Source organism: Rhodococcus ruber NBRC 15591, from assembly GCF_001894945.1.
Taxonomy (GTDB): Bacteria; Actinomycetota; Actinomycetes; order Mycobacteriales; family Mycobacteriaceae; genus Rhodococcus; species Rhodococcus ruber.
This window is the reverse complement of sequence record NZ_BCXE01000002.1, coordinates 1-23,872: the sequence shown is the minus strand read 5'-3', so window position 1 is coordinate 23,872 and position 23,872 is coordinate 1. Positions and strand designations below refer to the sequence as shown.

Annotated in this window: 24 protein-coding genes; 14 read left to right on the top strand and 10 right to left on the bottom strand. The window is 70.5% G+C overall.

Annotation, left to right across the window (positions count from 1 at the left end; all coding sequences use genetic code 11):
* Nucleotides 1-35: 35 nt before the first annotated feature.
* Nucleotides 36-1,187 carry an acyl-CoA dehydrogenase family protein gene (locus RR3_RS02900; protein WP_040274706.1) on the top strand — a complete coding sequence of 384 codons (1,152 nt, stop codon included), beginning with the start codon at nt 36-38 and terminating at the stop codon, nt 1,185-1,187.
* On the opposite strand, the gene RR3_RS02895 is transcribed toward RR3_RS02900, so the two are convergent.
* Entirely contained in the window at nt 1,168-1,680 is a 513-nt protein-coding gene (locus tag RR3_RS02895; protein ID WP_026137526.1) for a MarR family winged helix-turn-helix transcriptional regulator, read from the bottom strand. The two genes, RR3_RS02900 and RR3_RS02895, sit on opposite strands and share 20 nt — an antisense overlap.
* A gap of 123 nt (nt 1,681-1,803) precedes the next feature.
* The gene (locus RR3_RS02890) at nt 1,804-2,742 is read right to left on the bottom strand and encodes a DNA-3-methyladenine glycosylase family protein (RefSeq protein ID WP_017679694.1); all 939 of its coding nucleotides are present in this window, start codon (nt 2,740-2,742) and stop codon (nt 1,804-1,806) included.
* Between the two features lie 189 nt (nt 2,743-2,931).
* On the opposite strand from RR3_RS02890, the gene RR3_RS02885 reads away from it, so the two are divergent.
* Nucleotides 2,932-3,519, top strand: coding sequence for a ribonuclease H family protein (locus RR3_RS02885; protein ID WP_043822214.1), 588 nt, complete (start codon nt 2,932-2,934; stop codon nt 3,517-3,519).
* A gap of 7 nt (nt 3,520-3,526) precedes the next feature.
* Here the strand turns inward: RR3_RS02885 and RR3_RS02880 are convergent, their stop codons facing one another.
* Complete coding sequence (locus RR3_RS02880) at nt 3,527-4,531, bottom strand: acrylyl-CoA reductase family protein (protein WP_017679692.1); 1,005 nt, start codon at nt 4,529-4,531, stop codon at nt 3,527-3,529.
* 167 nt (nt 4,532-4,698) lie between these two features.
* On the opposite strand from RR3_RS02880, the gene RR3_RS02875 reads away from it, so the two are divergent.
* The 5 genes from RR3_RS02875 (at nt 4,699) to RR3_RS02855 (ending at nt 9,403) form a co-directional block, all read left to right on the top strand.
* On the top strand, nt 4,699-5,667 hold the full coding sequence (locus RR3_RS02875; RefSeq protein ID WP_017679691.1) for a siderophore ABC transporter substrate-binding protein: 969 nt from the start codon (nt 4,699-4,701) through the stop codon (nt 5,665-5,667).
* A 13-nt stretch (nt 5,668-5,680) separates the two neighbouring features.
* On the top strand, nt 5,681-6,709 hold the full coding sequence (locus tag RR3_RS02870; protein ID WP_010595633.1) for an ABC transporter permease: 1,029 nt from the start codon (nt 5,681-5,683) through the stop codon (nt 6,707-6,709).
* On the top strand, nt 6,706-7,692 hold the full coding sequence (locus tag RR3_RS02865) for an iron chelate uptake ABC transporter family permease subunit (RefSeq protein WP_234420126.1): 987 nt from the start codon (nt 6,706-6,708) through the stop codon (nt 7,690-7,692). The genes RR3_RS02870 and RR3_RS02865 overlap by 4 nt, the downstream gene beginning before the upstream one ends.
* Nucleotides 7,689-8,444, top strand: coding sequence for an iron ABC transporter ATP-binding protein (locus tag RR3_RS02860; protein ID WP_010595631.1), 756 nt, complete (start codon nt 7,689-7,691; stop codon nt 8,442-8,444). The genes RR3_RS02865 and RR3_RS02860 overlap by 4 nt, the downstream gene beginning before the upstream one ends.
* A gap of 83 nt (nt 8,445-8,527) precedes the next feature.
* Nucleotides 8,528-9,403 carry an amidohydrolase family protein gene (locus RR3_RS02855; RefSeq protein WP_064066077.1) on the top strand — a complete coding sequence of 292 codons (876 nt, stop codon included), beginning with the start codon at nt 8,528-8,530 and terminating at the stop codon, nt 9,401-9,403.
* Between the two features lie 66 nt (nt 9,404-9,469).
* Here the strand turns inward: RR3_RS02855 and RR3_RS02850 are convergent, their stop codons facing one another.
* Entirely contained in the window at nt 9,470-9,829 is a 360-nt protein-coding gene (locus RR3_RS02850) for an Rv2640c family ArsR-like transcriptional regulator (protein WP_010595629.1), read from the bottom strand.
* Nucleotides 9,830-9,920: 91 nt separating this feature from the next.
* Here RR3_RS02850 and RR3_RS02845 point away from each other — a divergent pair, with 91 nt between their 5' ends.
* The 4 genes from RR3_RS02845 to RR3_RS02830 all read left to right on the top strand — a co-directional run bounded on the left by RR3_RS02845 (nt 9,921) and on the right by RR3_RS02830 (nt 16,800).
* Nucleotides 9,921-10,421: an ArsI/CadI family heavy metal resistance metalloenzyme gene (locus tag RR3_RS02845; protein ID WP_010595628.1), complete on the top strand. Its 501-nt coding sequence runs from the start codon at nt 9,921-9,923 to the stop codon at nt 10,419-10,421.
* A 123-nt stretch (nt 10,422-10,544) separates the two neighbouring features.
* The gene (locus RR3_RS02840; RefSeq protein WP_017679689.1) at nt 10,545-12,221 is read left to right on the top strand and encodes an NAD(P)-binding protein; all 1,677 of its coding nucleotides are present in this window, start codon (nt 10,545-10,547) and stop codon (nt 12,219-12,221) included.
* Nucleotides 12,218-15,790: a pyruvate:ferredoxin (flavodoxin) oxidoreductase gene (nifJ, locus tag RR3_RS02835; protein WP_017679688.1), complete on the top strand. Its 3,573-nt coding sequence runs from the start codon at nt 12,218-12,220 to the stop codon at nt 15,788-15,790. The genes RR3_RS02840 and nifJ overlap by 4 nt, the downstream gene beginning before the upstream one ends.
* Complete coding sequence (locus RR3_RS02830; protein WP_017679687.1) at nt 15,790-16,800, top strand: dihydroorotate dehydrogenase-like protein; 1,011 nt, start codon at nt 15,790-15,792, stop codon at nt 16,798-16,800. Before nifJ ends, RR3_RS02830 begins: the two co-directional genes overlap by 1 nt.
* A 62-nt stretch (nt 16,801-16,862) precedes the next feature.
* Here RR3_RS02830 and RR3_RS02825 read toward each other — a convergent pair whose 3' ends face one another.
* The 6 genes from RR3_RS02825 to RR3_RS02800 form a co-directional block, all read right to left on the bottom strand.
* Nucleotides 16,863-17,924 carry an ArsO family NAD(P)H-dependent flavin-containing monooxygenase gene (locus tag RR3_RS02825; RefSeq protein ID WP_017679686.1) on the bottom strand — a complete coding sequence of 354 codons (1,062 nt, stop codon included), beginning with the start codon at nt 17,922-17,924 and terminating at the stop codon, nt 16,863-16,865.
* Between the two features lie 43 nt (nt 17,925-17,967).
* Complete coding sequence (locus tag RR3_RS02820) at nt 17,968-18,369, bottom strand: DUF2703 domain-containing protein (RefSeq protein ID WP_017679685.1); 402 nt, start codon at nt 18,367-18,369, stop codon at nt 17,968-17,970.
* 118 nt (nt 18,370-18,487) lie between these two features.
* On the bottom strand, nt 18,488-18,904 hold the full coding sequence (locus RR3_RS02815; RefSeq protein WP_006945074.1) for an arsenate reductase ArsC: 417 nt from the start codon (nt 18,902-18,904) through the stop codon (nt 18,488-18,490).
* A gap of 19 nt (nt 18,905-18,923) precedes the next feature.
* Nucleotides 18,924-19,583, bottom strand: a complete 660-nt coding sequence (locus RR3_RS02810; protein ID WP_048771612.1) for an arsenate reductase ArsC — start codon at nt 19,581-19,583, stop codon at nt 18,924-18,926.
* 23 nt (nt 19,584-19,606) lie between these two features.
* The gene (gene arsB / locus RR3_RS02805; protein ID WP_059174833.1) at nt 19,607-20,686 is read right to left on the bottom strand and encodes an ACR3 family arsenite efflux transporter; all 1,080 of its coding nucleotides are present in this window, start codon (nt 20,684-20,686) and stop codon (nt 19,607-19,609) included.
* The gene (locus RR3_RS02800) at nt 20,683-21,084 is read right to left on the bottom strand and encodes an ArsR/SmtB family transcription factor (protein WP_029540137.1); all 402 of its coding nucleotides are present in this window, start codon (nt 21,082-21,084) and stop codon (nt 20,683-20,685) included. Before RR3_RS02800 ends, arsB begins: the two co-directional genes overlap by 4 nt.
* Nucleotides 21,085-21,155: 71 nt before the next feature.
* On the opposite strand from RR3_RS02800, the gene RR3_RS02795 reads away from it, so the two are divergent.
* The 3 genes from RR3_RS02795 to arsA are packed head-to-tail and all read left to right on the top strand — an operon-like array spanning nt 21,156 to nt 23,793.
* A complete protein-coding gene (locus RR3_RS02795; RefSeq protein WP_064066076.1) occupies nt 21,156-21,572 on the top strand; it encodes an arsenate-mycothiol transferase ArsC in 417 nt (138 codons plus the stop codon).
* Between the two features lie 17 nt (nt 21,573-21,589).
* The gene (arsD, locus tag RR3_RS02790) at nt 21,590-21,976 is read left to right on the top strand and encodes an arsenite efflux transporter metallochaperone ArsD (RefSeq protein WP_017679680.1); all 387 of its coding nucleotides are present in this window, start codon (nt 21,590-21,592) and stop codon (nt 21,974-21,976) included.
* Between the two features lie 26 nt (nt 21,977-22,002).
* Nucleotides 22,003-23,793 carry an arsenical pump-driving ATPase gene (arsA, locus tag RR3_RS02785; protein WP_064066075.1) on the top strand — a complete coding sequence of 597 codons (1,791 nt, stop codon included), beginning with the start codon at nt 22,003-22,005 and terminating at the stop codon, nt 23,791-23,793.
* The last annotated feature ends 79 nt before the right edge of the window (nt 23,794-23,872 follow it).

Below are 23,872 nucleotides of genomic sequence, written 5' to 3'. Positions count from 1 at the left end.
TTCGGTCACGCCGGACGGAAGGTTGAAGGACACCGATGGTGACGAAGCACGTGCCGTCCTGGCACGACGACGAGGTACAGGCCGTGTCGGAACTGGCCCGCGACTTCTTCGAGCGCGAGGTCATGGCCCATGCCGAGAAGTGGGACAGCCAGCGGCGCATCGACCGCGAGGTGTGGCTCGCGGCCGGCAAACTGGGACTGCTGCTGTGCTCGATCCCGGAGGAGTACGGCGGCGGGGGCGGCACCTTCGCGCACGACCTCGCGGTCTTCGAGGCGCAGGGCTACTCGGGTGACCTCGCCCTGGGCATCTCGGTGCACAGCGGCATCGTCGCCCACTACATCCTCGAGTACGGCAGCGAGGAGCAGAAGCGAACCTGGTTGCCCGGCATGGCAACCGGCGAGATCCTCGGCGCGATCGGCATGACCGAGCCGGGCGCCGGGTCGGACCTCAAGGCCATCAAGACCACCGCGCTCCGCGACGGCGACGAGTACGTGGTCAACGGCTCGAAGACCTTCATCACCAACGGTTCGTCGGCCGACGTCATCGTGCTCGCCGTCAAGACCGACCCGAAGGCCGGCGCCAAGGGCGTCTCCCTGCTGATCGTCGACCTGCGGGACTGCCCCGGCTTCGCGGTCGGGCGGGTGCTGGACAAGGTCGGCCAGCACGGCGCCGACACCTCCGAGCTGTCGTTCACCGACGTGCGGGTGCCGGTGTCGAACCTGCTCGGCGAGAGCGAGGGGCAGGGCTTCGCGCAGCTGATGGCGCAGCTGGTGCAGGAACGGCTCATCATCGGCGCGCAGGCGGCCGGGGCGATGGACCGCGCGGTCGAGGAGACGGTGCGCTACACGAAGGAGCGGCAGGCGTTCGGGCACAGCCTGTTCGAGTTCCAGAACACCGCGTTCGAGCTGGCGGAGTGCCGAACCATCGCCCGCACCTGCCAGGTGTTCCTCGATCACTGCATCGAGCAGCACCTGAAGGGCGAACTCGACGCCGCGGACGCCGCGATGGTCAAGTACTGGCTGACCGACAAGCAGTGCGAGGTCATCGACCGCTGCGTGCAGCTGCACGGCGGCTACGGCTACATGCGCGAGTACCTCATCGCCCGGATGTACGAGGACGCCCGCGTGCAGCGGATCTACGCCGGCGCGAACGAGGTGATGAAGCAGATCATCGCCCGCTCCCTCTGAGTCCGTCGGAGGTGGAGGGCTCCCGCGAGGAGCCCTTCGCCTGCCGGGTGTGGTGCGCGAGCACCTTCGTGAGCAGGACGGCGAGCTGGTCCCGCTCGGCCGGGTCCAGCGACGCGAACGCCTCGTCCTGCGCCGCGACGAGGACGTCGTCGAGGGTGCGCAGGTGTTGCCGCCCACGGCGCGTGACGCTGATGATGTTGCGGCGCCGATCGGTGGGATCGGGACTGCGATCGACGAACCGCCGATCGGCCAGCTCGTTGACGGTGGCGACGATGTCGCTGCGGTCCATCCCCGCCCGTCGGCCCAGATCCGCCTGACACAGCGAGCCGTACTCCTCGAGCGCCGCCAGCGCGCGGTAGTGGTAGCCGCGGGCGTCGGCCAGGCCGAGCCGGCCGGACACCACTCGGTGCACATGGCGCGCGGACTGGGTCAGCAGCCAGCTCGGGAGCCGCGCGAGTCTCGTGGGCGCGGTCGAAATGTCTGGGTCGGACATGCCACCAGGGTACGGTCCGGCGGCCGAAATCCGACGGTCAGCCGTCGGCGCCGCGGCAGCGCAGCCCGGCGGTACCGGGCCGACGACTCCGGCCCCGGCGGCGCGACCGGCGCGGGGACCTGCTCAGTGCCGACGATGATCGGTGATCGGCGTGCGCGGCCCCCGCCGCGGGACCCGCCCAGCCCCGCCGGTCGCCATGATCAGCCGCACGGCCCGGTAACGATGTGGCCGAAGGGGTTCCAGGTACTCCACCATGCCGGCGTCGTCCAGTGGCGCGCCGAGCAGCGACCAGCCGACGATCTTCGCGAGGTGGTAGTCGCCCACCGACAGCGCGTCCGCGTCTCCGAAGGCGCGCTGCGCGACCTCGGCGGCGGTCCAGATCCCCACGCCCGGGATCGAGTGCAGTCTGCGCTGTGCCTCGACGGGATCGAGGTCGACGAGCCGCTCGAGCCGGTCGGCCAGCTGGGCGCAGCGCACGACGGTGCGGGCCCGGCCGGGGTCGACGTTCGCCCGGTGGAACTCCCACGACGGAACGCGGCGCCACGTCTCGGCGGCCGGCGGCACCCGCATCCCCTCCGGTGCCGGGCCGGGAGGGTCGTCGCCGAACCAGGTGACGAGCCGCCGCCACGACGCGAACGCCGCGACGGCGTGCACCCGCTGTTCGAGGATCGCCGGGACCAGCGCCTCGAGCACGCGGCCGGTGCGTGGGATCCGCAGGGCCGGGAGACGTCGATGGGCCTCGGCCAGGCGCGGATGCTCGGGCCGGAACCCGGTCGGATCGTCGTCGGCGCCGAGCAGGGTGGGAAGACGGTCCGCCAGTTCCGCGGCTCCGGGACCCCACGCCTGGCAGCGCACGCCACGTGGACCGTCCTGCACGAGCCGGTAGGTGACCGGCCCCGACGCCAACCGGGACGTGCGCCACACCGCGTGCCCGTCGCGGCGGTGGCAGGGGTCGTAGGGGCCGCGCTGGAGCGGCTGCAACGTCAGCGCGACGTCCACCGGCCGGGGCAGCTCGGCGCGGACGACGAGCGCGCCGGTGCTGGGTGGAGCGGGGACGGGCACCGGTCCACCGTACTGTGCCGCCGTACCGTGCCGCCGTACCGGGCGACGAGGTGCGGATCGAAGGCGGCGACCCGCCGAGTGTGCGCTTCTCGTGCCGACACGCCGAGGAGGGCCGCGATTTCTGCACAGCCGCGGCGCGTCGGTGCCTCGGGCGCGACGTCGCCTCTGCCACGGGATATGGTCTGGCACATGATCATCGTGAGCACCGACGGTTCGTGCCTTCGAAACCCGGGCGGCGCCATCGGATGGGCGTGGGTCAATCACGAAGGGCCGAGCCGGGCCGGCGGGGAACGCTCCGGCACCAATCAGATCGCCGAGCTGCGGGCGCTGCTCGAGGCGCTGAAGGCCCACCCCGGTCCGGAACCGATGATCATCGAATCCGACTCGCAATACGCCATCAAGTGCGCCTCGGAGTGGCTGCCCGGATGGAAGCGCAAGGGCTGGAAGACGGCGACGGGCGCGCCGGTGAAGAACCTCGACCTGGTCCAGGCCATCGATCGCGTCCTCGCCGAGCGGTCCGGGCCGGTGCGGTTCCGGTGGGTGCGCGGGCACGTCGGCAACCACTTCAACGAACTCGCCGACAAACTGGCGGGCGAGGCGGCACGCGCCCTGGGGGCGGCCCCGCCCGCTCCGAAGGCGCCCGTCTCCGAACCGGCCGGGCCCGAGCCGACCCCCGCGCCCGCGCGGCCCGAGCCGACCCCCGCGCCCGCGCGGGCGAAGAAGGCGGTGCGCCGGACGGTGAAGGTGGTCGAGGAGGTCGAGCTCACCCTCTTCTGACGAGCCGTCAGAATCCGTCGGCGACCTCGATCACCGCCCGGCCGGTGAACTTGCCGGCCCGCACGAGATCGAGCACGGACACCAGCTCCCGGGCGGGGATGCGGCGCATGATGTCGGCCAGGTGCCGGGGACGCAGGTCGCCCGCGAGGCGCTCCCACAGCTCGCGCCGCGGGACGATGGGCAGCTGCACCGAGTCGATTCCCAGTAGCGCGACGCTGCGCAGGATGAACGGCATCACCGTGGTCTGCAAGGCGGCGCCGCCGGTGAGCCCGCTCGCGGCGACCGCGCCGCCCCACTGCACGGTGCTGAGGACATGGGCGAGGGTCGCGCCGCCGACGCAGTCCACGGCCCCCGCCCAGTGCGCGTTGCCGAGCGGTCGCGGCTTCGCGTCGGGGTCCTCGGGCAGCCGCCCGATCACAGAGGCGGCGCCCAGCTCGGTGAGCAGGTCGTGGGCTTCGGGCTTGCCGGTCGAGGCGACCACCTCGAATCCGGCGGCGGCGAGCAGGTCGACGCTGACGGTGCCCACGCCGCCGGAGGCGCCGGTGACGACGATGGGTCCGTCGTCCGGGGTCAGGCCGTGCCGCAGCAGCGCCTGCACGCTGAGCGCCGCGGTGAAGCCGGCGGTGCCGATGGCGGCGGCGTCGGCCGTGGAGAGCTCGCCGAGCCGGACGAGCTGGTCGGCGGGGACGCGGGCGTACTCGGCGTAGCCGCCGTGGCGGCCGGTGCCGATCTCGTAGCCGTGCGCGAGGACCCGGTCGCCCGGCGCGAAGTCGGGGTGATCCGAGGTGACGACCTCACCGGCGAGGTCGATGCCGGGAATGATCGGGTAGTTGCGGACCACGCCGCCGCGCGGGACGACGGCGAGGGCGTCCTTGTAGTTGACGCTCGAGTGCAGGACGCGGACGGTGATGCCGTCGTCGGGCAGCATCGTCTCGTCGACGGTCTCGGGGGCGAAGTCGATCGCGCCGTCGTGCTCGCGCGCGACCCAGGCGGAGAACGTGGTTGAGGTCATGATCCGACCGTAGTGGCGGCGCGCTCGTCCGTGTGGAGACACGACTCTTGCCAACGGTAAGTAAAGGCATGCTAAGTTAGGCAACGCTTCGCTGAGTTCGGGGTGGCGGCGGGACCGCACGAGCGGCTTCGCCTACCCCGGAAGTTCAATTTTCAAGGAGATTGCCCATGCGTATCCGGTTGTCCGCCGCCGTCGCGTTAATCGCGGCCGCCTCGCTCGGGCTTTCCGCCTGCTCCTCCGACACCTCCTCCGACACCGCGGCGGACACCGGCGCGACCGTGGTCATCAGTCATGCCCAGGGCGAGACCGAGGTGCCCGTCGATCCCGAACGGGTCGTGGTCTTCGACCAGAGCGTCCTGCAGTCCATGATCGACCTCGACCTGCCCGATGCCGTCGGCGTCCCCGCCCTCACGAACTGGCCCGAATCGTTCGCACGCTACCGGGGCGACGACGTCGCCAAGGTCGGATCGCTGTTCGAGCCCGACTTCGAGGCCGTCAACGCCCTCGAGCCCGACCTCATCATCGTCGCCGCCCGGTCGGCCACCAGCTACGACGCGCTCAGCGAGATCGCCCCGACCGTCGACCTCTCCGTCGACTCCAAGGACTTCCTGAACAGCGTCGAGACGCAGAACCGCAACCTCGCCACCATCTTCGGAGCCGAGGACGCGTTCGAGAAGAAGTTCGCCGGCATCGAGGAGTCGTTCGACGCCGTGTCCGCGGCGGCCGCACAGGCGAATCTGCGCGGGCTCATCGCGCGCGTCGAGGCCGCCGAGGTCACCGCGTACGGACCCGGCTCCCGGTACGGCATCATCCACGACCTCGGCGTCAAGCCCGTGTCGGAGACCTTCGCCGACGACGTCGCCCACGGGGACGCCGTGTCCTTCGAGTACATCGCCCAGGCCGATCCCGACATGATGTTCGTCCAGGACCGCGAGGCACCCCTCGGCGACACCACCGGCCCCAACGCGTCCCGAGTCCTCGACAACCCCCTCGTCGGCGGCACCACGGCCGCGAAGGAAGGCCGGATCACCTACCTCGACCTGTACACCTGGTACATGGCGCCGAGCGCGCTGAGCTCCGTCCAGTCCCAGATCGACGTCGTCGGGCAGGCCGTCGGCACGGCCGCGGCGGCATGACCTCCTCCCGCCCGTGAGCGCCCCGGTAACGACCGGCAGGGCCGGCGACCGCACCCCGCGTGCGGCCGCCGGCCCGGCCGTGCGTCTGCGTCCCGTCCTGCTGGGCGCCGTGCTGCTCGCCGTCGCCGCCTTCGCGTCCCTGTTCGTCGGCGTCGCCGACGTCACGCCCGCAGACCTGCTGCGCGGCGACACCGCGACCCTCGAGGTGTTCTTCGTCTCGCGCGTGCCCCGACTGATCGCGATCCTGCTCGCCGGCGCCGCCCTGAGCGTGTCCGGCCTGATCATGCAGCACCTGACCCGCAACCGGTTCGTGGCGCCGGACACCGCCGGCACCGTCGAATGGGCCCTGCTCGGCATCCTCGTCGCGACCCTGTTCCTCGGCGGCCAGTCCGTGCTCGGCAAGATGCTCGTCGCCGTCGCCTTCTCCCTCGTCGGCACCTTCCTGTTCCTGCGGCTGCTGCGCCGTGTCCGGTTCACCGACATGATCGTCGTGCCGCTCGTCGGCCTCATGTTCGGCGGCGTCGTCATGGCCGTCACCACGTTCTTCGCCTACCGGCTCGAACTGATGCAGGCCCTGAACACGTGGACCAGCGGCGACTTCTCCGGCATCCTGCGCGGCCGCTACGAGATCATCTGGGTCGTCGTCGCCGTCATGGCCGTCGCCTATCTGTACGCCGACCGCTTCACCGTGGCCGGCCTCGGCGAGGGCTTCGCGAAGAACCTCGGCGTCCCGTACCAGCTGGTGATCAACATCGGGATGGTCGTCGTCGCCGTCACCACCGCCGTCGTCACCGTCGTCGTCGGCGCCATCCCGTTCCTCGGCCTCGTCGTGCCCAACCTGGTCACCATGGCGCTCGGCGACAACCTGCGCCGCGTCCTGCCGATCACCGCGCTCGCCGGCGCCGGATTCGTGCTCGCCTGCGACGTCGTCGGCCGTGTCATCCGCTACCCGTACGAGATCCCGGTCGGCACCGTCGCGAGCGTCGTCGGCGCCGTCGTGTTCATCGCGCTGATCCTGCGCACCCGGCGAGGTGCGCGATGAGCCAGGTCCTCGCCGCACCCCCCGCGACCCGTCGCCGGAACCCTGCCCGCGTGCTCGTCGTGCTCGGCGTCGTCGCCGCACTGGCGGTGTGCGCCTACCTGTTCCTCTTCGTCACCGGCTCGTGGGACTTCGCCATGAAGATCCGCAGCCGGCAGGTGCTGTCGATGGTGCTCGTCGGCTACGCCACCGCCTTCGCCGCGGTGATCTTCCAGACCGTCACCAACAACCGCATCCTCACCCCGGGCGTGATGGGCTTCGACAGCCTGTTCATGCTGCTGCAGACCCTCGTGGTGTTCCTGTTCGGCGCGAGCGCCCTCGCGACACTGGATCCGCGCCTGAAGTTCGGGGTCGAGGTGCTCGCCATGGTCGCCTTCGCGCTCGTGCTGTTCCGATGGCTCTTCGACCGCGGATCCCGCGACCTGTACGTGCTGGTGCTCGTGGGTATCGTGCTCGGCGCCCTGTTCGGGGGGCTGTCGTCGCTGGTGTCACGGCTGATCGACCCCAACGACTTCATGACCCTGCAGGACGTGCTGTTCGCCAGCTTCAACAACGTGCAGGTCGACCTGCTCGCCGTGTCGGCCCTGCTCGTCGTCGCGGCGACGGCGTTCTCGGTGCCGCTGCTGCGTCAGCTCGACGTCGTCGCGCTGGGCCGCGAGCACGCGGTCGGCCTCGGCGTCGACCATCGGCGCGTCGTCACTCGCGCGCTGATCGTCGTCGCGGTGCTGGTCTCGGTGTCCACCGCGCTCGTCGGGCCCATCACGTTCCTCGGGCTGTTGGTGGCCAACCTGGCCCGGGAACTCGTCGGCACGTTCCGGCACCGCTGGACGGTGCCCGCCGCGACGCTCGTCGCGATCGTCGCGCTGGTCGGCGGGCAGTTCGTCCTCGCCCGGCTGCTCGACTACAACTCGAGCCTCATCGTCGTCGTCAACTTCGTCGGCGGCATCTACTTCATCTCCCTGCTCGTGAGGGGTGCACGCCTGTGATCACCGTCCGGGATCTCGCCAAGAACTACGCCGGCACCACCGTGCTCGGGCCCGTCGATATCGACGTCCCGCGCGGCGGGCTCACGTCGATCATCGGTGCCAACGGCGCCGGCAAGTCGACACTGCTGACCATCGTCGCGCGGCTGCTCGACTCCGACGCCGGATCGGTCAGCATCGACGGGCTCGACCTGCGGGCCACCCCCTCGGACGCGCTGGCGAAGAAACTGTCGGTGCTGCGCCAGGACAACACCACCGCGGTGCGGTTGTCGGTGCGTGAACTCGTCGAGTTCGGGCGCTTCCCGCATTCGAAGGGCCGGCTGTCGGCGTCCTGCCACGACGCGGTCGACCGCGCCATCGAGTACACCGGCCTGGGCGGGTTCGAGCACCGCTTCCTCGACCAGCTCTCCGGCGGGCAGCGGCAGCGGGCGTTCGTCGCGATGGTGCTCGCGCAGGACACCGACTACGTGCTGCTCGACGAACCGCTGAACAACCTGGACATGAAGCACTCGCAGCACATGATGCAGCTGCTGCGACGGATGGCCCACGAGATGGGCAAGACCGTGATCCTGGTGATCCACGACATCAACTTCGCGTCGTGCCACTCCGATCGCATCGTCGCGATGCGCGACGGTGCCGTCGTCGCCGACGGGGACGTCGACGAGATCCTCCGGCCCGAGGTGCTGCGCAAGGTCTACGACATGGACATCGCCGTGCACGAGATCGACGGCCGTCGCATCGCCGTGTACTTCTGAGGCGCCTTCGGCGCCGGTGTGTCCTTCGGGCGGCTGGGGCAGCCCAAAAGGCGCACCGGCGGTGGGGTCGCTACCTTCGGGGGATGGACGAAGCGCAGCAGGTAGCCGACTTCCGGGACCGGCACGGCCTCGACGGTCTGATCGACGTGCACACCCACTTCATGCCCAAGAGCGTCATGGACAAGGTGTGGGGATACTTCGATTCCGCCGGACCGCTCGTGGGACGCGAATGGCCCATCACCTATCGGCACGCCGAGGAGGAACGCGTCGAGCGGCTGCGGCGTTTCGAGGTCCGTCGATTCACGGCGATGCTCTACCCGCACAAGCTCGCGATGGCCGCGTGGCTGAATTCCTGGGCGGTGGACTTCGCGGCCCGCACCCCCGACTGCCTGCACACCGCGACGTTCTACCCCGAGCCCGAGGCGGGTGACTATGTCGCCGCGGCGCTCGAGCACGGCGCACGGGTGTTCAAGTCGCACATCCAGGTCGGGGACTACGACCCCAACGATCCGCTGCTCGATCCGGTGTGGGGCCTGCTCGAAGACGCCGGGGTGCCGATCGTCATCCACTGCGGCTCGGGGCCGGCGCCGGGCGCGCACACCGGGCCCGGGCCGATCGCCGCGCTGCTGGACCGGTTCCCGCGGCTGGCGCTGATCGTCGCGCACATGGGCATGCCCGAGTATCGCGAGTTCCTCGAACTGGCCGAGAAGTATCCGCGGGTGCACCTCGACACGACCATGGCGTTCACCGACTTCACCCAGGAGTCGATGCCGTTCCCGGAGGACGAGCTGCCGCGGCTGCGGGCACTGGGCTCGAAGGTGCTGTTCGGCAGCGACTTCCCGAACATCCCGTACCCGTACATCCATCAGCTCGAGGCGGTCGAACGGCTCGATCTCGGCAGCGAATGGGTCCGCGCGGTGTGCTGGGACAACGCGGAGGCACTGTTCGGCGCGGTGTGAGCGGGGGCCGTCCGGCCGAATGTCACACCGGTTCGATGTGATCGAACCGGTGTGACATTCGGCCACTCAGGTGCAGCAGTGGGGGTCGAGGACGAGGCGGAGTGCCTGCAGTGCGTCGCTGCAGGCACGGTGGTGGACGTTCATGCCGCGGCGCGTGGACTGCACCATCCCGGCCTTGCGGAGCTGGCCGAGATGGTGACTGACGGTCGACTCCGTCAGCCCGACGGCCGACGCCAGGTCGCACGTGCACACGTCGTCCTCCCGCGTGGTGAGCAGGATCGACATCAGCTGGATGCGGGTCGGGTCGGCGAGCGCCTTGAGCCGCAGCGCCACCTCGAGGGCGGCTGCCTCGCTCATCGGTGCCGCCGAGACCGGCGCACAGCAGATGGGGGCGGAGACGTCGATGACCGGGAGCGCCTTGGGCATGCTCCCATCATCCACCCCTCTTGACATATGTCAAAAAGGTGGCGACAGTGGAACCAGTAATTCGACGTATGTCTCACAGGTGGAGGTCATCATGTCCCGCGTCCAGCTCGCCCTCAACGTCGACGACCTGCAGGAGGCCGTGACGTTCTACACCAAGCTGTTCGGCACCGAGCCGGCCAAGCTGAAGCCCGGCTACGCGAACTTCGCGATCGCCGAGCCGCCGCTGAAGCTCGTCCTGATCGAGAACGCGGGCAAGGGCGGCTCGATCAACCATCTCGGGGTGGAGGTCGACTCGAGCGAGAAGGTGCACTCCGAGATCGCCCGCCTCACGGACGAAGGACTGTTCACCGACGAGGAGATCGGCACCACCTGCTGCTTCGCCACCCAGGACAAGGTGTGGGTCACCGGCCCGGCGGGGGAGAAGTGGGAGGTCTACACCGTCCTCGCCGACAGCGAGACCTTCGGCACGAGCCCGAAGCTGCTCGACCAGGACGAGAACGCGGAGGGCGTGTGCTGCGGCTCCGCCGCCGAACGGGAGCAGGAATCGGCGACCGGCACCGAGAAGGCGCCGGCCGCGACGACGTGCTGCTGAGCGACACCCACGGCCCCGCTCCGGGCCCCCGCCCGTAGGCGGGCCCGAGCCGGCGCGTCGTCGGCATGCCGGCGCCGCCGCAATCCGGTGCCGGACACCCGGCCGGAGCCCTATCGTGAGGGGATGACTGCCGACGAGCGCAGTGGCGGGGCGACGGGCGGGCGTCCGGCCCGGCCGTCGGAGGAGCTCACGCCGCTGCCGGATCTGGTGCACGGCCGTCCCCGCGCGGGGCCGGTGCGCCGGCGTCGGCCCGTGTATGTGGATCTGCTGCCGCCGTGCAACGCACGGTGCCCCGCCGGGGAGAACATCCAGGCCTGGCTCGCGCACGCGAAGGCCGGCCGGTACGAGCAGGCCTGGCGGCAGCTCGTCGCCGACAATCCGTTCGCCGCCGTCCACGGCCGGGTGTGCTACCACCCCTGCGAATCCGTCTGCAACCGCGCCACTCTGGACAGCGCCGTGTCCATCCATTCGGTGGAGCGCTTTCTCGGCGACCGGGCACGCGAGCAGGGCTGGATGTTCGAGCCGCCCCCCACCCGCACCGGCAAGCGGGTACTGGTGATCGGTGCCGGGCCGAGCGGGCTGTCCGCCGCCTGTCACCTCGCCCGCCGCGGCCACGACGTCGAGATCCGCGACGCCGGCGCCGCGCCCGGCGGGATGATGCGCTACGGCATCCCGAACTACCGGCTTCCGCGCGACGTGCTCGAGGCGGAGCTGGAGCGGGTCGCGGCACTGGGGGTGCGGCTGACCTGCAACCACCGGGTCGAGGATCTCGCGGCGGAACGCGCGGAGGGCGGTTTCGACGCGGTGTTCGTCGCGGTCGGCGCGCATCTGGCCAAACGGGTCGACATCCCGGCCTGCGACGCGGGCACGATGATCGACGCGGTGTCGTTCCTGCGCGGTGTCGCCTCCGGGGAGAACCCGCCCGTCGGGCGGCACGTGGCCGTCTACGGCGCCGGCAACACGGCGATGGACGCGGCCCGGGTGGCCCGCCGGCTCGGGGCCGAGGACGCGGTCATCGTCTATCGCCGCACCCGCGAGCAGATGCCCGCCCACGTGGGGGAGGCCGAGGACGCCGAACGCGAAGGCGTGCGGATCAACTGGCTACGCACGGTCACCGCCTTCGACGGGCCCGAACTGCAGGTCGAGGTCATGGAACTCGACGAGTCCGGTCGTCCACGGCCCACCGGCCGTTTCGAGACGCTGGCCGCGGACACCCTGATCATGGCGATCGGCCAGGAGACCGAGTCGGCGTTCATGCGCACGCTGCCCGGGGTCGAGTTCGAGCGGGACGGCAGCGTGCGGGTGGACGAGTCGCTGATGACCGGCTGCCCCGGGGTGTTCGCAGGCGGCGACATGGTGCCCGGCGAGCGCACCGTCACGGTGGGGGTGGGCCACGGGAAGAAGGCGGCGCACCACATCGACGCCTGGCTGAGTCGAGTGTCCGGCAAGCGACCCGCCAAGCATCCGATCGCGACGTTCGACCAGCTGCACCTGTGGTACTTCGCCGACGCGGATCGGCGGGTCCAGCCGGAATTACCTGTCGAGGAACGTCTTTCCGGATTCGACGAGGTGGTCGGCGGAGTGTCGGCCGAGGCGGCGACCTTCGAGGCGGGCCGGTGCCTGTCGTGCGGCAACTGCTTCGAGTGCGACGGCTGTCTCGGCGCGTGCCCGGAGGACGCGATCGTCAAGCTGGGTCCCGGCCACGGCTACCGGTACGACTACGGCAAGTGCACCGGCTGCGCGGAGTGCTTCGAGCAGTGCCCGGTGCACGCCATCGAGATGTTTCCGGAGCCGACATGACGCGTGCCACGGTGGACGGTAACGAGGCGGCCGTGTCGGTCGCCTACCGGCTCAACGAAGTGTGCTGCATCTATCCGATCACCCCGTCGTCGGCGATGGCCGAGCTGGCCGACGAATGGTCCAGCCGGCACCGGCCGAACCTGTGGGGCACCGTGCCGAGTGTGGTGGAGATGCAGAGCGAGGGCGGCGCGGCGGGCGCGCTGCACGGCGCGCTGCAGGGCGGGGCACTGGCGACGACGTTCACCGCGTCGCAGGGCCTGCTGCTGATGATCCCGAACATGTACAAGATCGCCGGCGAGCTGACCTCGGCGGTCATGCATGTTGCGGCCCGGTCCCTGGCCGCGCAGGGACTGTCGATCTTCGGGGACCATTCGGACGTGATGGCGGTGCGCCAGACCGGGTTCGCGTTGCTCGCCTCGGCCTCGGTGCAGGAAGCACACGACCTGGCGCTGGTGGCGCAGGCCGCGACCCTGCGGACGCGGGTGCCGTTCGTCCACTTCTTCGACGGCTTCCGCACCTCGCACGAGCTCAACACCATCGAGACGCTGACCGACGACGACCTGCGGGCACTGGTGCCCGAGGAACTGATCCACGAGCATCGCGGACGCGCGTTGTCGCCGGAGCGGCCGTTCATCCGGGGCACCGCGCAGAACCCGGACACCTACTTCCAGGCACGGGAGACGGTCAACCCGTTCTACGCCCGGGTTCCGGCGGTGGTGGACGAGCTGATGGCGCAGTTGGGTGAGCGCACCGGCCGCGGCCTGCGCATCGTCCAGTACGCCGGGCACCCCGAGGCGGAACGGGTGCTGGTCTTGATGGGATCCGGGGCGCAGACCGCATCCGACACCGCTGCCGCGCTCGCCGCCCGCGGTGAGCGCGTCGGGGTGGTGCAGGTGCGGCTGTACCGACCCTTTCCCGCCGAGGCGCTGCTGGCGGCGCTGCCGGCGACGGTGCGCACGATCGGCGTGCTGGACCGCACCAAAGAGCCCGGGTCGCACGGCGAGCCGCTGTATCTCGACGTCGTCGCGGCCCTCGCGGAGGCACATGCCGACGGTGAGCGAGCCGTCATGCCCCGGATCTGCGGCGGCCGCTACGGCCTGTCGTCGAAGGAGTTCACACCCGGGATGGTGGCCGGCGTCTTCGCCGAGCTCGCCCGTGAGCGGCCCCGACGCCGGTTCACCGTCGGCATCGACGACGACGTGTCCGGCACCAGCATCACCTACGACCCGTCCTTCGACATCGAATCCCCCGACACCGTGCGGGCGATCTTCTACGGCCTGGGCTCGGACGGGACCGTCGGGGCCAACAAGAACACCATCAAGATCCTCGGCGACGAGGAACACCTGCACGCGCAGGGCTACTTCGTCTACGACTCGAAGAAGTCCGGCTCGCAGACCGTCTCGCATCTGCGTTTCGGACCGCGGCCCATCCGCGCACCGTATCTGGTGAGCCGCGCGGACCTCGTCGGCTGCCATCAGTTCCGATTCCTCGACAAGATCGACGTCCTGGGACCGGCCGCACCGGGAGCGACCCTGCTGCTGAACTGCAGACACCGGCCGGACAAGGTCTGGGACGCGCTGCCCCGCCGGGTCCAGGAACAGATCCTCGACAAGGGGATCACGCTGTACGCCGTCGACGCGGGCCGGATCGCTCGCGAGGTCGGGCTCGCCGGGCGGATCAACGTCGTGCTGCAGACCTGCTTCTTCGCGATCTCGGATGTGCTGCCGCGCGAGCAGGCCGTCGCCCGGATCAAGAAGTCGGTGGAGAAGACCTACGGCAACCGCGGAGCCGACGTGCTGCGGCGCGAACTGGCCGCGGTGGACCGGGCATTGGACGAGCTGCACCGGATCGAGGTGCCCGGCCGGGTGACCACCACGCGAGTGCCGGCGCCGATCGTGCCGGAGCACGCGCCCGAGTTCGTCCGCACCGTCACCGCGGAGATGATGGCCGGGCGCGGGGATGCCCTGCCGGTCAGCGCGTTTCCTGTCGACGGTACCTACCCGAGTGGCACCACAGCCTACGAGAAGCGCAACATTTCGGAACTGGTCGCAGCATGGGACCCGGACACCTGCATCCAGTGCGGAAACTGCAGTTTCGTCTGTCCGCACAGCGTGATCCGCACCAAGTTCTACGACAGGTCCCACCTGGACGGTGCCCCGGAGCAGTTCGGCTCGGCGGCACTGGGGGCCGTGGGTCTGCCGGACGCCCGGTACACCCTGCAGGTCTACACCGAGGACTGCACCGGGTGCGGGCTGTGCGTCGAGGCCTGTCCCGCCGTGACTCCCGGCGCGACGGTCACCAAGGCCATCAACCTCGCACCTCGTGAACCGCGAGTGGTCGCCGAACGCGAGAACATCGCCTTCTTCGAGACGCTGCCGACGGCCGACCGAGCCCGGGTGGACTTCGGCACCGTCCGCGGAACCCAGTTCCTCGAGCCGCTGTTCGAGTTTCCCGGCGCCTGCGCGGGCTGCGGGGAGACCCCGTACCTCAAGCTGCTCTCCCAACTGTTCGGCGACCGGTTGATGATCGCGAACGCCACGGGCTGCTCGTCGATCTACGGCGGCAATCTGCCCACCACCCCCTGGGCGACCAATGCGGACGGCCGCGGCCCCGCCTGGTCCAACTCGCTGTTCGAGGACAACGCCGAATTCGGGCTGGGGTTCCGGCTGGCCGCCGACGAGCACACCCGGCTCGCCCGGCGGCGCCTGACCGAACTACGGGAGGCGGTCGGTGCCGACCTCGTCGACAGCATCCTGACGGCGCCGCAACTGCGCGAGTCCGAGCTGCGCGCCCAGCGGGAACGAGTCGCCGAACTCGAAACCCGTCTCGCAGAGCTGGATCCGACCACGACCGCCGACCTGCGCAGTGTGCTCGACCACCTGGTGCGGCGCAGCGTGTGGATCGTCGGCGGCGACGGCTGGGCCTACGACATCGGTGCCGGGGGTCTCGACCACGTCCTGGCCAGCGGTCGCAACGTCAACGTCCTGGTCCTCGACACCGAGGTGTATTCCAACACCGGGGGACAGATGTCCAAGGCCACCCCGCTCGGCGCGATCGCGAAGTTCGCCGCAGCCGGCAAGACGGTTCCGATGAAAGACCTTGCGTTGCAGGCCATCGCCTACGGCAACGTCTACGTAGCCCGGGTCGCGATGGGTGCCGATCCGCAGCACACCTTGCAGGCGATGCGGGAAGCCGAAGCCTACGAGGGCCCGTCGCTCGTCATCGCCTACAGTCAGTGCATCGCGCACGGTATCGACATGCGTCACGGGATGGACCAGCAGTACCGCGCGGTGGCCAGCGGGCACTGGCCGCTGATCCGCTACGACCCGGTGTTGCGGGCGGCCGGGGAGAATCCGTTCCTGCTCGATTCGCACCGGCCGAGGATTTCGCTCGAGGACTACCGCAGCCGCGAGCTGCGGTACCGCGCGCTCGCCAACACCGACCCGGCGGAATACGACCGGCTTCTCGGACTCGCCGAGGAGGCGATCGCTCAGCGCTGGGACCGGTACGAGGACATGGCATCGCAAGGGTCGCACCACTTCACCGCCGACGCCCGCAAGGATCGCTGATGGACCTGTCGACGCGCTACCTGGGCCTGGACCTGCCGAATCCCCTGATGGCGGCGGCATCCCCACTGTCCCGCACGGTCGGTGGGGTCCGCCGGCTCGCCGACGCGGGCGTCGGTGCGGTGGTGCTGTGTTCGCTGTTCGAGGAGCAGCTGCTGCGTGAGGCGGAACGCAATGCGGCACTGACCGAGCACGGTTCGCAGAGCTACGCCGAGTCCTCGTCGTACTTTCCGGACGACGCCGTCGAGGACCATGGACCGCGCCGCTACCTGAGCCTGCTCGAACGCGCCGCGCAGGCGGTCGCCGTCCCGGTGATCGGCAGCCTGAACGGCGTCACCCCGGGCGCGTGGGCGGGCTACGCACGCTCGATGCAGGACGCCGGTGCGGCCGCCATCGAGCTGAACATCTACTACCTGCCCGGTGATCCGCACATCAGTGGCCGGGACGTCGAGCAACGACACCTCGACGTCCTGGCCCGGGTCGCGGACGCCGTCACCGTGCCGGTGGCGGTCAAGATGAGCCCCCAGTTCAGTTCGATCGGCGAGATGGCGCTCCGTCTCGACGAGGCCGGGGCCGACGGACTGGTGCTGTTCAACCGGTTCCTGCAGCCCGGCATCGATTCCGAAACCCTCACGGTGGTCCCGGCCGTGACCCTGTCGACCCGCGCGGAGACCCGGTTGCCGCAGACCTGGATCGCGTTGCTGCGGGGACGGGTGCGCGCCGACCTGGCCGCGACCACCGGCGTCGAGGACGCCACCGACGTGATCGAGTATCTGCTCGCCGGTGCGGACGTCGTGCAGTCCGCCTCGGCATTGCTGCGCCACGGACCCGAGTACGCCGCCGTCCTGCTCGACGGTGTGCGTGAGTGGATGCGCCGCAAGGGATATCACAGTGTCGACGAGTTCCGCGGCGTGCTCGCCGTGTCGTCCGGCGCGGACGGGACCGGCCGCGGACGCGGTGACTACGTCGGCGCGCTCCGCGAGGCCGACCACCGCGCCTACGGCATCGTGTGAGGCTTCCGGTCCCGCTCGAGCCCCGGGGGTGCTCATAGGGGCGTTCCGGCCACGGTGCCGGCTCAGAGGTCCAGCGCCAGGCCGGCGACGGTGGCCTTGGCGGTGCGCCCGACCCCGATCAACGTGGCCGAGCCGGGGCCGGTCCAATCCCCGTAGCCGAGCAGATGCAGCTTGGGTTCCTTCAACGCCTGGGTGCCCGCCACATCGATCGAACCGTCGGGCCCGCGCAGGTGCAGCGGCCGCAGCGGCGCCAGGGCGGGGCGGAATCCGGTGGCCCAGACGATCACGTCCGCGCGCCGGCTCTCCCCGGTGTCGTCCCACGAGATGCCGTCCCGGGTCAGCCGGTCGAACATCGGCAGCGGATCCAGCGCGCCGCGGTCCCGGGCCGCGAGGATCTCCGGAACCATCACGATGTCACCGAGGTCGGTGATACCGCCCGGATCGGGGCGCCCGGCAGCCAGCGCCAGCGCGCGCCGCGAGGCCATCTCGAACAACACGCGTCCGTCGACGTCGTCCGGCAGGAACCGCGGCGGCCGGGTGGTCACCCAGGTGCTGTCGGTGACCTCCGAGATCTCGGCGACCAGCTGGGCGCCGGAGTTGCCGCCGCCGACCACCACGACCGCCTTACCGGCGAATTCACCCGGGGTGCGGTACTGCACGGTGTGCAACTGTCTGCCCGCGAAGCCGCGGGCTCCGGGACAAGCGGGCCAGAACGGCTGCTGCCAGGTGCCGGTGGCGCTGATCACCCGCCGTGCCCGCCACACCCGCTCCGCGGTGTCCACCCGCAGCCGCTCCCCGTCGTCGTCGCGGGTGACCGCCCGCACCCGCACCGGCCGCCGCACCGGCAGGCCGTAGCGGCGCTCGTACGCGGTCAGATACTCGATCACGTGCCGGGCGGGTGGGAACCCGTCCCGCCACGGCGGCATCGGCCATCCCGGCAGCGACGCGTACTCCGCGGGGGAGAACAACCGCAGCGACGGCCAGGTGTGCGGCCACGCGCCGCCCGGTGTGGGCTGATCATCGAGGACGACGAACTCGAGCCCGGCCCGGCGCAGGTAGTACCCGGCGGCCAGGCCGGCCTGCCCACCCCCGATCACCACGACGTCCACCTCGACCGTGCTCATCGTCTCCCTCGGCATCGCGTGCGCAGATCGTCGATCCCGGCCGTCAGGGGTGACCGGGGGCGTCGAGCAGGCTCGCCGCGGCGATCAGGGCGGCCTTGACGATCAGTCGTTCGGGGATCTCTTCGAAGGTGACCGGTCCGAGTGCCACTGTCCGGCACGGGGAGTCGCCGCACACCGAGCAGCAGCGGCTGCTGCCGACGTCGGCGTCGAGCCAGTCCTCGAGCGGGCGGCCGGCGATCCAGATGCGGTTGGATTCGGCCGGGTCCGCGGCGAAGGCGGCGTCGTCGAGTTCGCGGACCTCGAGGTGCGGTGCGATGCCGAGCGGGCGCAGGACCTGCTCGAGCGTGCCGATCGCGTCCTGGACCTGCTCACCGGTGCCGGCGCAGCGGCGGCACGTCTGTCCCTGGCTGACCAGGCGTTGCCAGACGATGGGCAGTGCCGTCATCGCGCACCCCTTCTCGGTTCGCGGGGAAGGTGGGAGTCGACCCGGCTCCAGTGTGGCCGACCCGGCCGGGCCGCAGGGCGTGTCCCGGTGGATCCGGCCGGACACGCCCTGCGCTCGGTCAGCTGCGGACGGCGCCGGGGACGAGTTCGGCGATCAGTGCCTCGACCCGCGTCTTGATCTCGTCGCGGATGGGGCGGACCGACTCGACGCCCTTGCCGGCCGGGTCCTCGAGCACCCAGTCGCGGTAGCTCTTGCCGGGGAAGACCGGGCAGGTGTCGCCGCAGCCCATGGTGATCACCACGTCGGAGGCTTCGACGGCGTCGGTGGTGAGGATCTTCGGGGATTGGGTGGAGATGTCGATGCCGAGCTCGGCCATGGCCTCGACGGCGGCGGGGTTGACCTGATCGGCGGGGGCGCTGCCGGCGGAACGGACCTCGACGGCGTCGCCGGCGAGGGCGGTGAGGAATCCGGCGGCCATCTGGGAGCGGCCGGCGTTGTGCACGCACACGAACAGCACGGACGGCTTGGTGGTCATCGAGGGAACCTTTCGGGTGTCAGGCGGTGGGAACGGCGGTGAGGTCGGCGAGCAGAGCGCGGACCCGGGCGTCGACGTCGTCACGGATGGTGCGGACGACCTCGAGGGATTGCCCGTCCGGGTCGGGGACGGTCCAGTCGAGGTAGCGCTTGCCGGGATAGACCGCGCAGGCGTCGCCGCAGCCCATGGTGACGACCACGTCCGCGGCGGCGACGACGTCGTCGGTGAGCGGTTTGGGGAACTCGGCGCCGAGATCGAGGCCGAGCTCGGCCATGGCCTCGACCACCACCGGGTTGATCGCCGCGATCGGCGCGGAGCCCGCGGAGCGGACGTGGACGCGGCCACCCGCGTGGTGATCCAGCAGGGCGGCGGCCATCTGGGAGCGGCCGGCGTTGTGCACACAGACGAACAGCACCTCCGGAACGTCCTTGGCGACGGCGCCTTCGGCCTGGGCCAGTGCGGTCAGGCGTTCGGCGGCGAAGCGCGGGGCGAGCGCGGTCAGGTGGGTGTAGACGGTGGCGGTGCGGCGCAGTGCCGCATAGGACTCGAACACCACCCGTTCGACGGTCTGCGGGGAGAAGATCCCGTCGTACTTGTCGGCGAGGTGCTCGGCGGCACGCTGGAGTACCGCCTGCGGCATGAGCAGTTCGGGCTGGTGGCGGTCGGAGTGGTCGGACATGTCGGCTCCCTGGCTCTCGGGCTTCACGAAGCGGCGGGGGTGGTGGAGGGGGCGAAGCGCTTACGCAGGGCGAGCGAGACGTAGACGAGGCCGACGAGCACGGGCACCTCGATGAGCGGTCCGACCACTCCCGCGAGGGCCTGGCCGGAGGTGACGCCGAAGGTGGCGATGGCCACGGCGATGGCGAGTTCGAAGTTGTTGCCGGCCGCGGTGAACGCGAGGGTGGTGGTGCGCTCGTAGCCCAGGCCCATCGCCGCGCCCAGGAGGTAGCCACCGCCCCACATGATCGCGAAGTACGCCAGCAGCGGCAGGGCGATGCGGGCGACGTCCCACGGGTGGGAGGTGATCTGCTCGCCCTGCAGCGCGAAGAGCATCACGATGGTGAACAGCAGGCCGTACAGGGCCCACGGCCCGATCCTGGGCAGGAACTTCTGCTCGTACCAGGTCCGGCCCTTGGCCTTCTCGCCGAAGTGGCGGGTGAGGAAGCCGGCGAGCAGCGGGATGCCGAGGAAGATGAGCACCGACTTGGCGATCTGCCAGGGCGAGACGTCGAGGGTGGTCTGTTCGAGTCCGAGCCAGCCCGGCAGCACCGAGAGGTAGAACCAACCGAGGCCGGCGAACATGATCACCTGGAAGACGGAGTTGAGTGCGACGAGCACGGCGGCGGCTTCGCGGTCGCCGCAGGCGAGGTCGTTCCAGATGATGACCATGGCGATGCAGCGGGCCAGACCGACGATGATCAGCCCCGTGCGGTACTCGGGCAGGTCGGGCAGCATCAGCCAGGCCAGGGCGAACATCAGCGCCGGCCCGACGATCCAGTTGAGGACCAGCGAGCCGATCAGCATCCGCCGGTCGCCGGTGACGGTGTCGAGCCGGTCGTAGCGCACCTTGGCCAGCACCGGGTACATCATGATCAGCAGGCCGAGGGCGATCGGCAGCGAGATGCCGTCGATCTCGACGGTGGAGATGATGTCGCCGAGGCCCGGGATCAGGCGGCCGAGCAACAGGCCGGCGACCATGGCGACGCCGATCCACACCGGCAGGAACCGGTCGAGGGTGGACAGCTTGCCGACCACGGCCGGGTGGTCGCTGGTGGTGGTCACGAGGCGACCTCCTCGAGGGTGCCGGCGGGCGCGCACGACGAGGTCGCGACGAGCCCGGATTCGACGGACAGCACCGCGGACAGCTGTGCCAGAGCGGCGGGGACGACCCGGTAGTGCACCCAGGTGCCGCGACGTTCGCAGTCGAGGAGGCCGGCCTCCCGCAGCACCTTCAGATGATGCGAGATGGTCGGTTGCGACAGGTCGAAGGACGGTGAGATGTCGCACACGCAGCACTCGCCACCCTCGTGGCTGGCGATCAGGCTCAGCATCCGCAGGCGCACCGGATCGCCCAGGGCCTTGAACATGCGGGCCAGGTCACCGGCCCAATCGGAGGTGAGCGGCTCGCGGCTGAGCGGCGGGCAGCAGGGCTCGTCCCCGCGCGGCGGTTGATTCGGCATGCGTCTATATTGACGGTTGTCGAAACACGGCGTCAAACGGACAGCCGGCCCGGTCGAAAGGAAACCCTCCCGTGCACACACCCTCGGTGCTGTTCGTCTGCGTGAAGAACGGCGGCAAGTCCCAGATGGCCGCCGCGCTGATGCGCAAGGCGGCGGGTGACCGCATCGTCGTGCACTCCGCCGGAACGGCACCGGGTGCGGCGCTCAACGCCCTCTCGGTGCAGGCGCTCGAGGAGGTCGGCGCACCGGTGGTCGGCGAGTACCCCAAGCCGATCGATCCGCAGCTACTGAGCGAGGTCGACCTCGTCGTCACCCTCGGCCGCGACGCCCGCGTCGACGCGGCGCACGTGGAGAACTGGGACACCGACGAGCCGTCCGAGCGTGGCATCGACGGCATCGAACGGATGCGCCTCGTGCGCGACGACATCGCCGCCCGAGTCGACGCCCTCGCCGCCCGGCTGCTCGACTCCGCTTCCCCTACCCGCTGATCCGACCAGGAGAAACCATGAGCACCATCGCAGTCTTCGAACCGGCCCTGTGCTGCAACACCGGCGTGTGCGGCGACGACGTGGACCGCAACCTCGTCACCTTCACGGCCGACATGCAGTGGCTGAAGGATCAGGGTGCCACCATCACCCGCCACAACCTGGCCAACGATCCGCTGGCCTTCGCGCACACTCCCGCCGTCAAGCGCTTCCTCGAGGTCGCCGGCTCCGCCGGTCTGCCGCTCGTGCTCGTCGACGACGTCACCGTGCTCACCGGGCGCTACCCCGATCGGACCCAGCTCGCCGCGTGGGCGGGACTCGACGTCGCCCAGGCACCCGTCGGCGCGACGATGCTGAATGTCGCGGACGATGCCTGCTGTACACCCGGCGACGCCACCTGCTGCTGAGCCGTCGAGGACGAGGAGATCACCGGATGACCACCCCCACGTTTCTGACCGACCCGCCGAGGTTCGTGTTCTTCACCGGCAAGGGCGGCGTCGGCAAGACCTCCATCGCCTGTGCGAGCGCACTGCGTCTCGCCCGCGCCGGGAAGAAGGTGCTGCTGGTCTCGACGGACCCCGCCTCGAACGTCGGTCAGGTCTTCGGCCTCACGATCGGCAACGCCCTCACCGCGATTCCCGCGGTGCCCGGCCTGTCGGCGCTCGAGATCGATCCCGAGCAGGCCGCCGACGCCTACCGTGAACGCATCGTCGGGCCGGTGCGGGGATTGCTGCCCGACGCCGAGATCGCCTCGATCACCGAGCAGCTCTCGGGTTCCTGCACCACCGAGGTCGCCTCGTTCGACGAGTTCACCTCGCTGCTGACCGACACCGACGGCGAGATCGCGTCGTTCGACCATGTGCTGTTCGACACCGCCCCCACCGGACACACCATCCGGCTGCTGCAGCTGCCCGGGAACTGGACCGAGTTCCTCGCGGCGGGCAAGGGCGACGCATCGTGCCTCGGACCGCTCGCCGGGCTCGACAAGCAGAAGACCATGTACGCCGCCGCGGTCGCCGCCCTGGCGGACCCGCAGCGCACCCGGCTCGTGCTCGTCGCCCGCGCCACCCGCTCCGCTCTCGCCGAGATCGACCGTACCCACGGCGAACTCGCCGCGCTCGGGCTGAGCCGCCAGCACGTCGTCGTCAACGGCGTCCTGCCGGCGCCGTCCGGCGACACGGACCCCCTCGCCCTCGCGATCCACCGCCGCGAACAGGCCGCGTTGGCGGGCATGCCGGCGGCGCTGAAACCCTTGCCGCTGGACCTGATCGAGCTCAAGGCCGCGAACATGATCGGTCTCGATGCCCTCGGGACGCTGTTCGAGACGGCCGACGTCGGCACGGACCTCCCTCCGGAGATCGGTGCGGTGCCGGACGTCGCGGATGCACCGCTGCGCGCCCTGATCGACGACATCGAGCGGGACGGGCACGGTCTCGTGATGTGCATGGGCAAGGGCGGGGTCGGGAAGACCACGGTCGCCGCGGCCGTCGCCGTGGCCCTGGCCGAACGCGGGCACGAGGTCCGCCTGACCACCACCGACCCTGCCGCACACCTGACCGACACCCTGCACGGCGACGTCGAACACCTCCATGTCTCGCGCATCGATCCCGCCGAGGCCACTCGCGCCTACCACGAGCGGGTGATGGCCACCAAGGGTGCGCACCTCGACGAGCAGGGCCGGGCGACCCTCGCCGAGGACCTGCGCTCCCCGTGCACCGAGGAAGTGGCGGTGTTCCAAGCATTCTCGCGGGTGATCCAGGAGTCCCGGCGCAAGTTCGTCGTCGTCGACACCGCGCCCACCGGCCACACCCTGCTGCTGCTCGACGCCACCGGGTCCTACCACCGCGACGTCACCCGGCAGCTGGGCCCGGGCCTGCACGCCGTCACCCCGATGATGCGCCTGCAGGATCCGGCTTCGACGAAGGTCCTGTTGATCACCCTCGCCGAGACCACTCCCGTGCTCGAGGCCGCGGGTCTCCAGGGCGACCTCGAACGTGCCGGCATTCACCCCTGGGCGTGGGTGATCGACAACTCCGTGGCCGCCGCCGCGCCCACCGCACCGCTGCTGCGCCGCCGCGCCGCCGCCGAACTCGGGCAGATCGACAAGGTCCGCACCGAACTCGCCGAGCGCTACGCGGTCGTGCCGCTGCTCGCGACCGAGCCGGTGGGAGTTCCGGCGCTGCGAGCACTCGGCGAGGCCCCCACCCGCGTCGCCGCCCGGTAGATCACGGCCACGAAAGGCACGGCCCCACCCCGGTATCCGGGGTGGGGCCGCGTGTGGGAGGCAGGATCAGGCGCCCGCA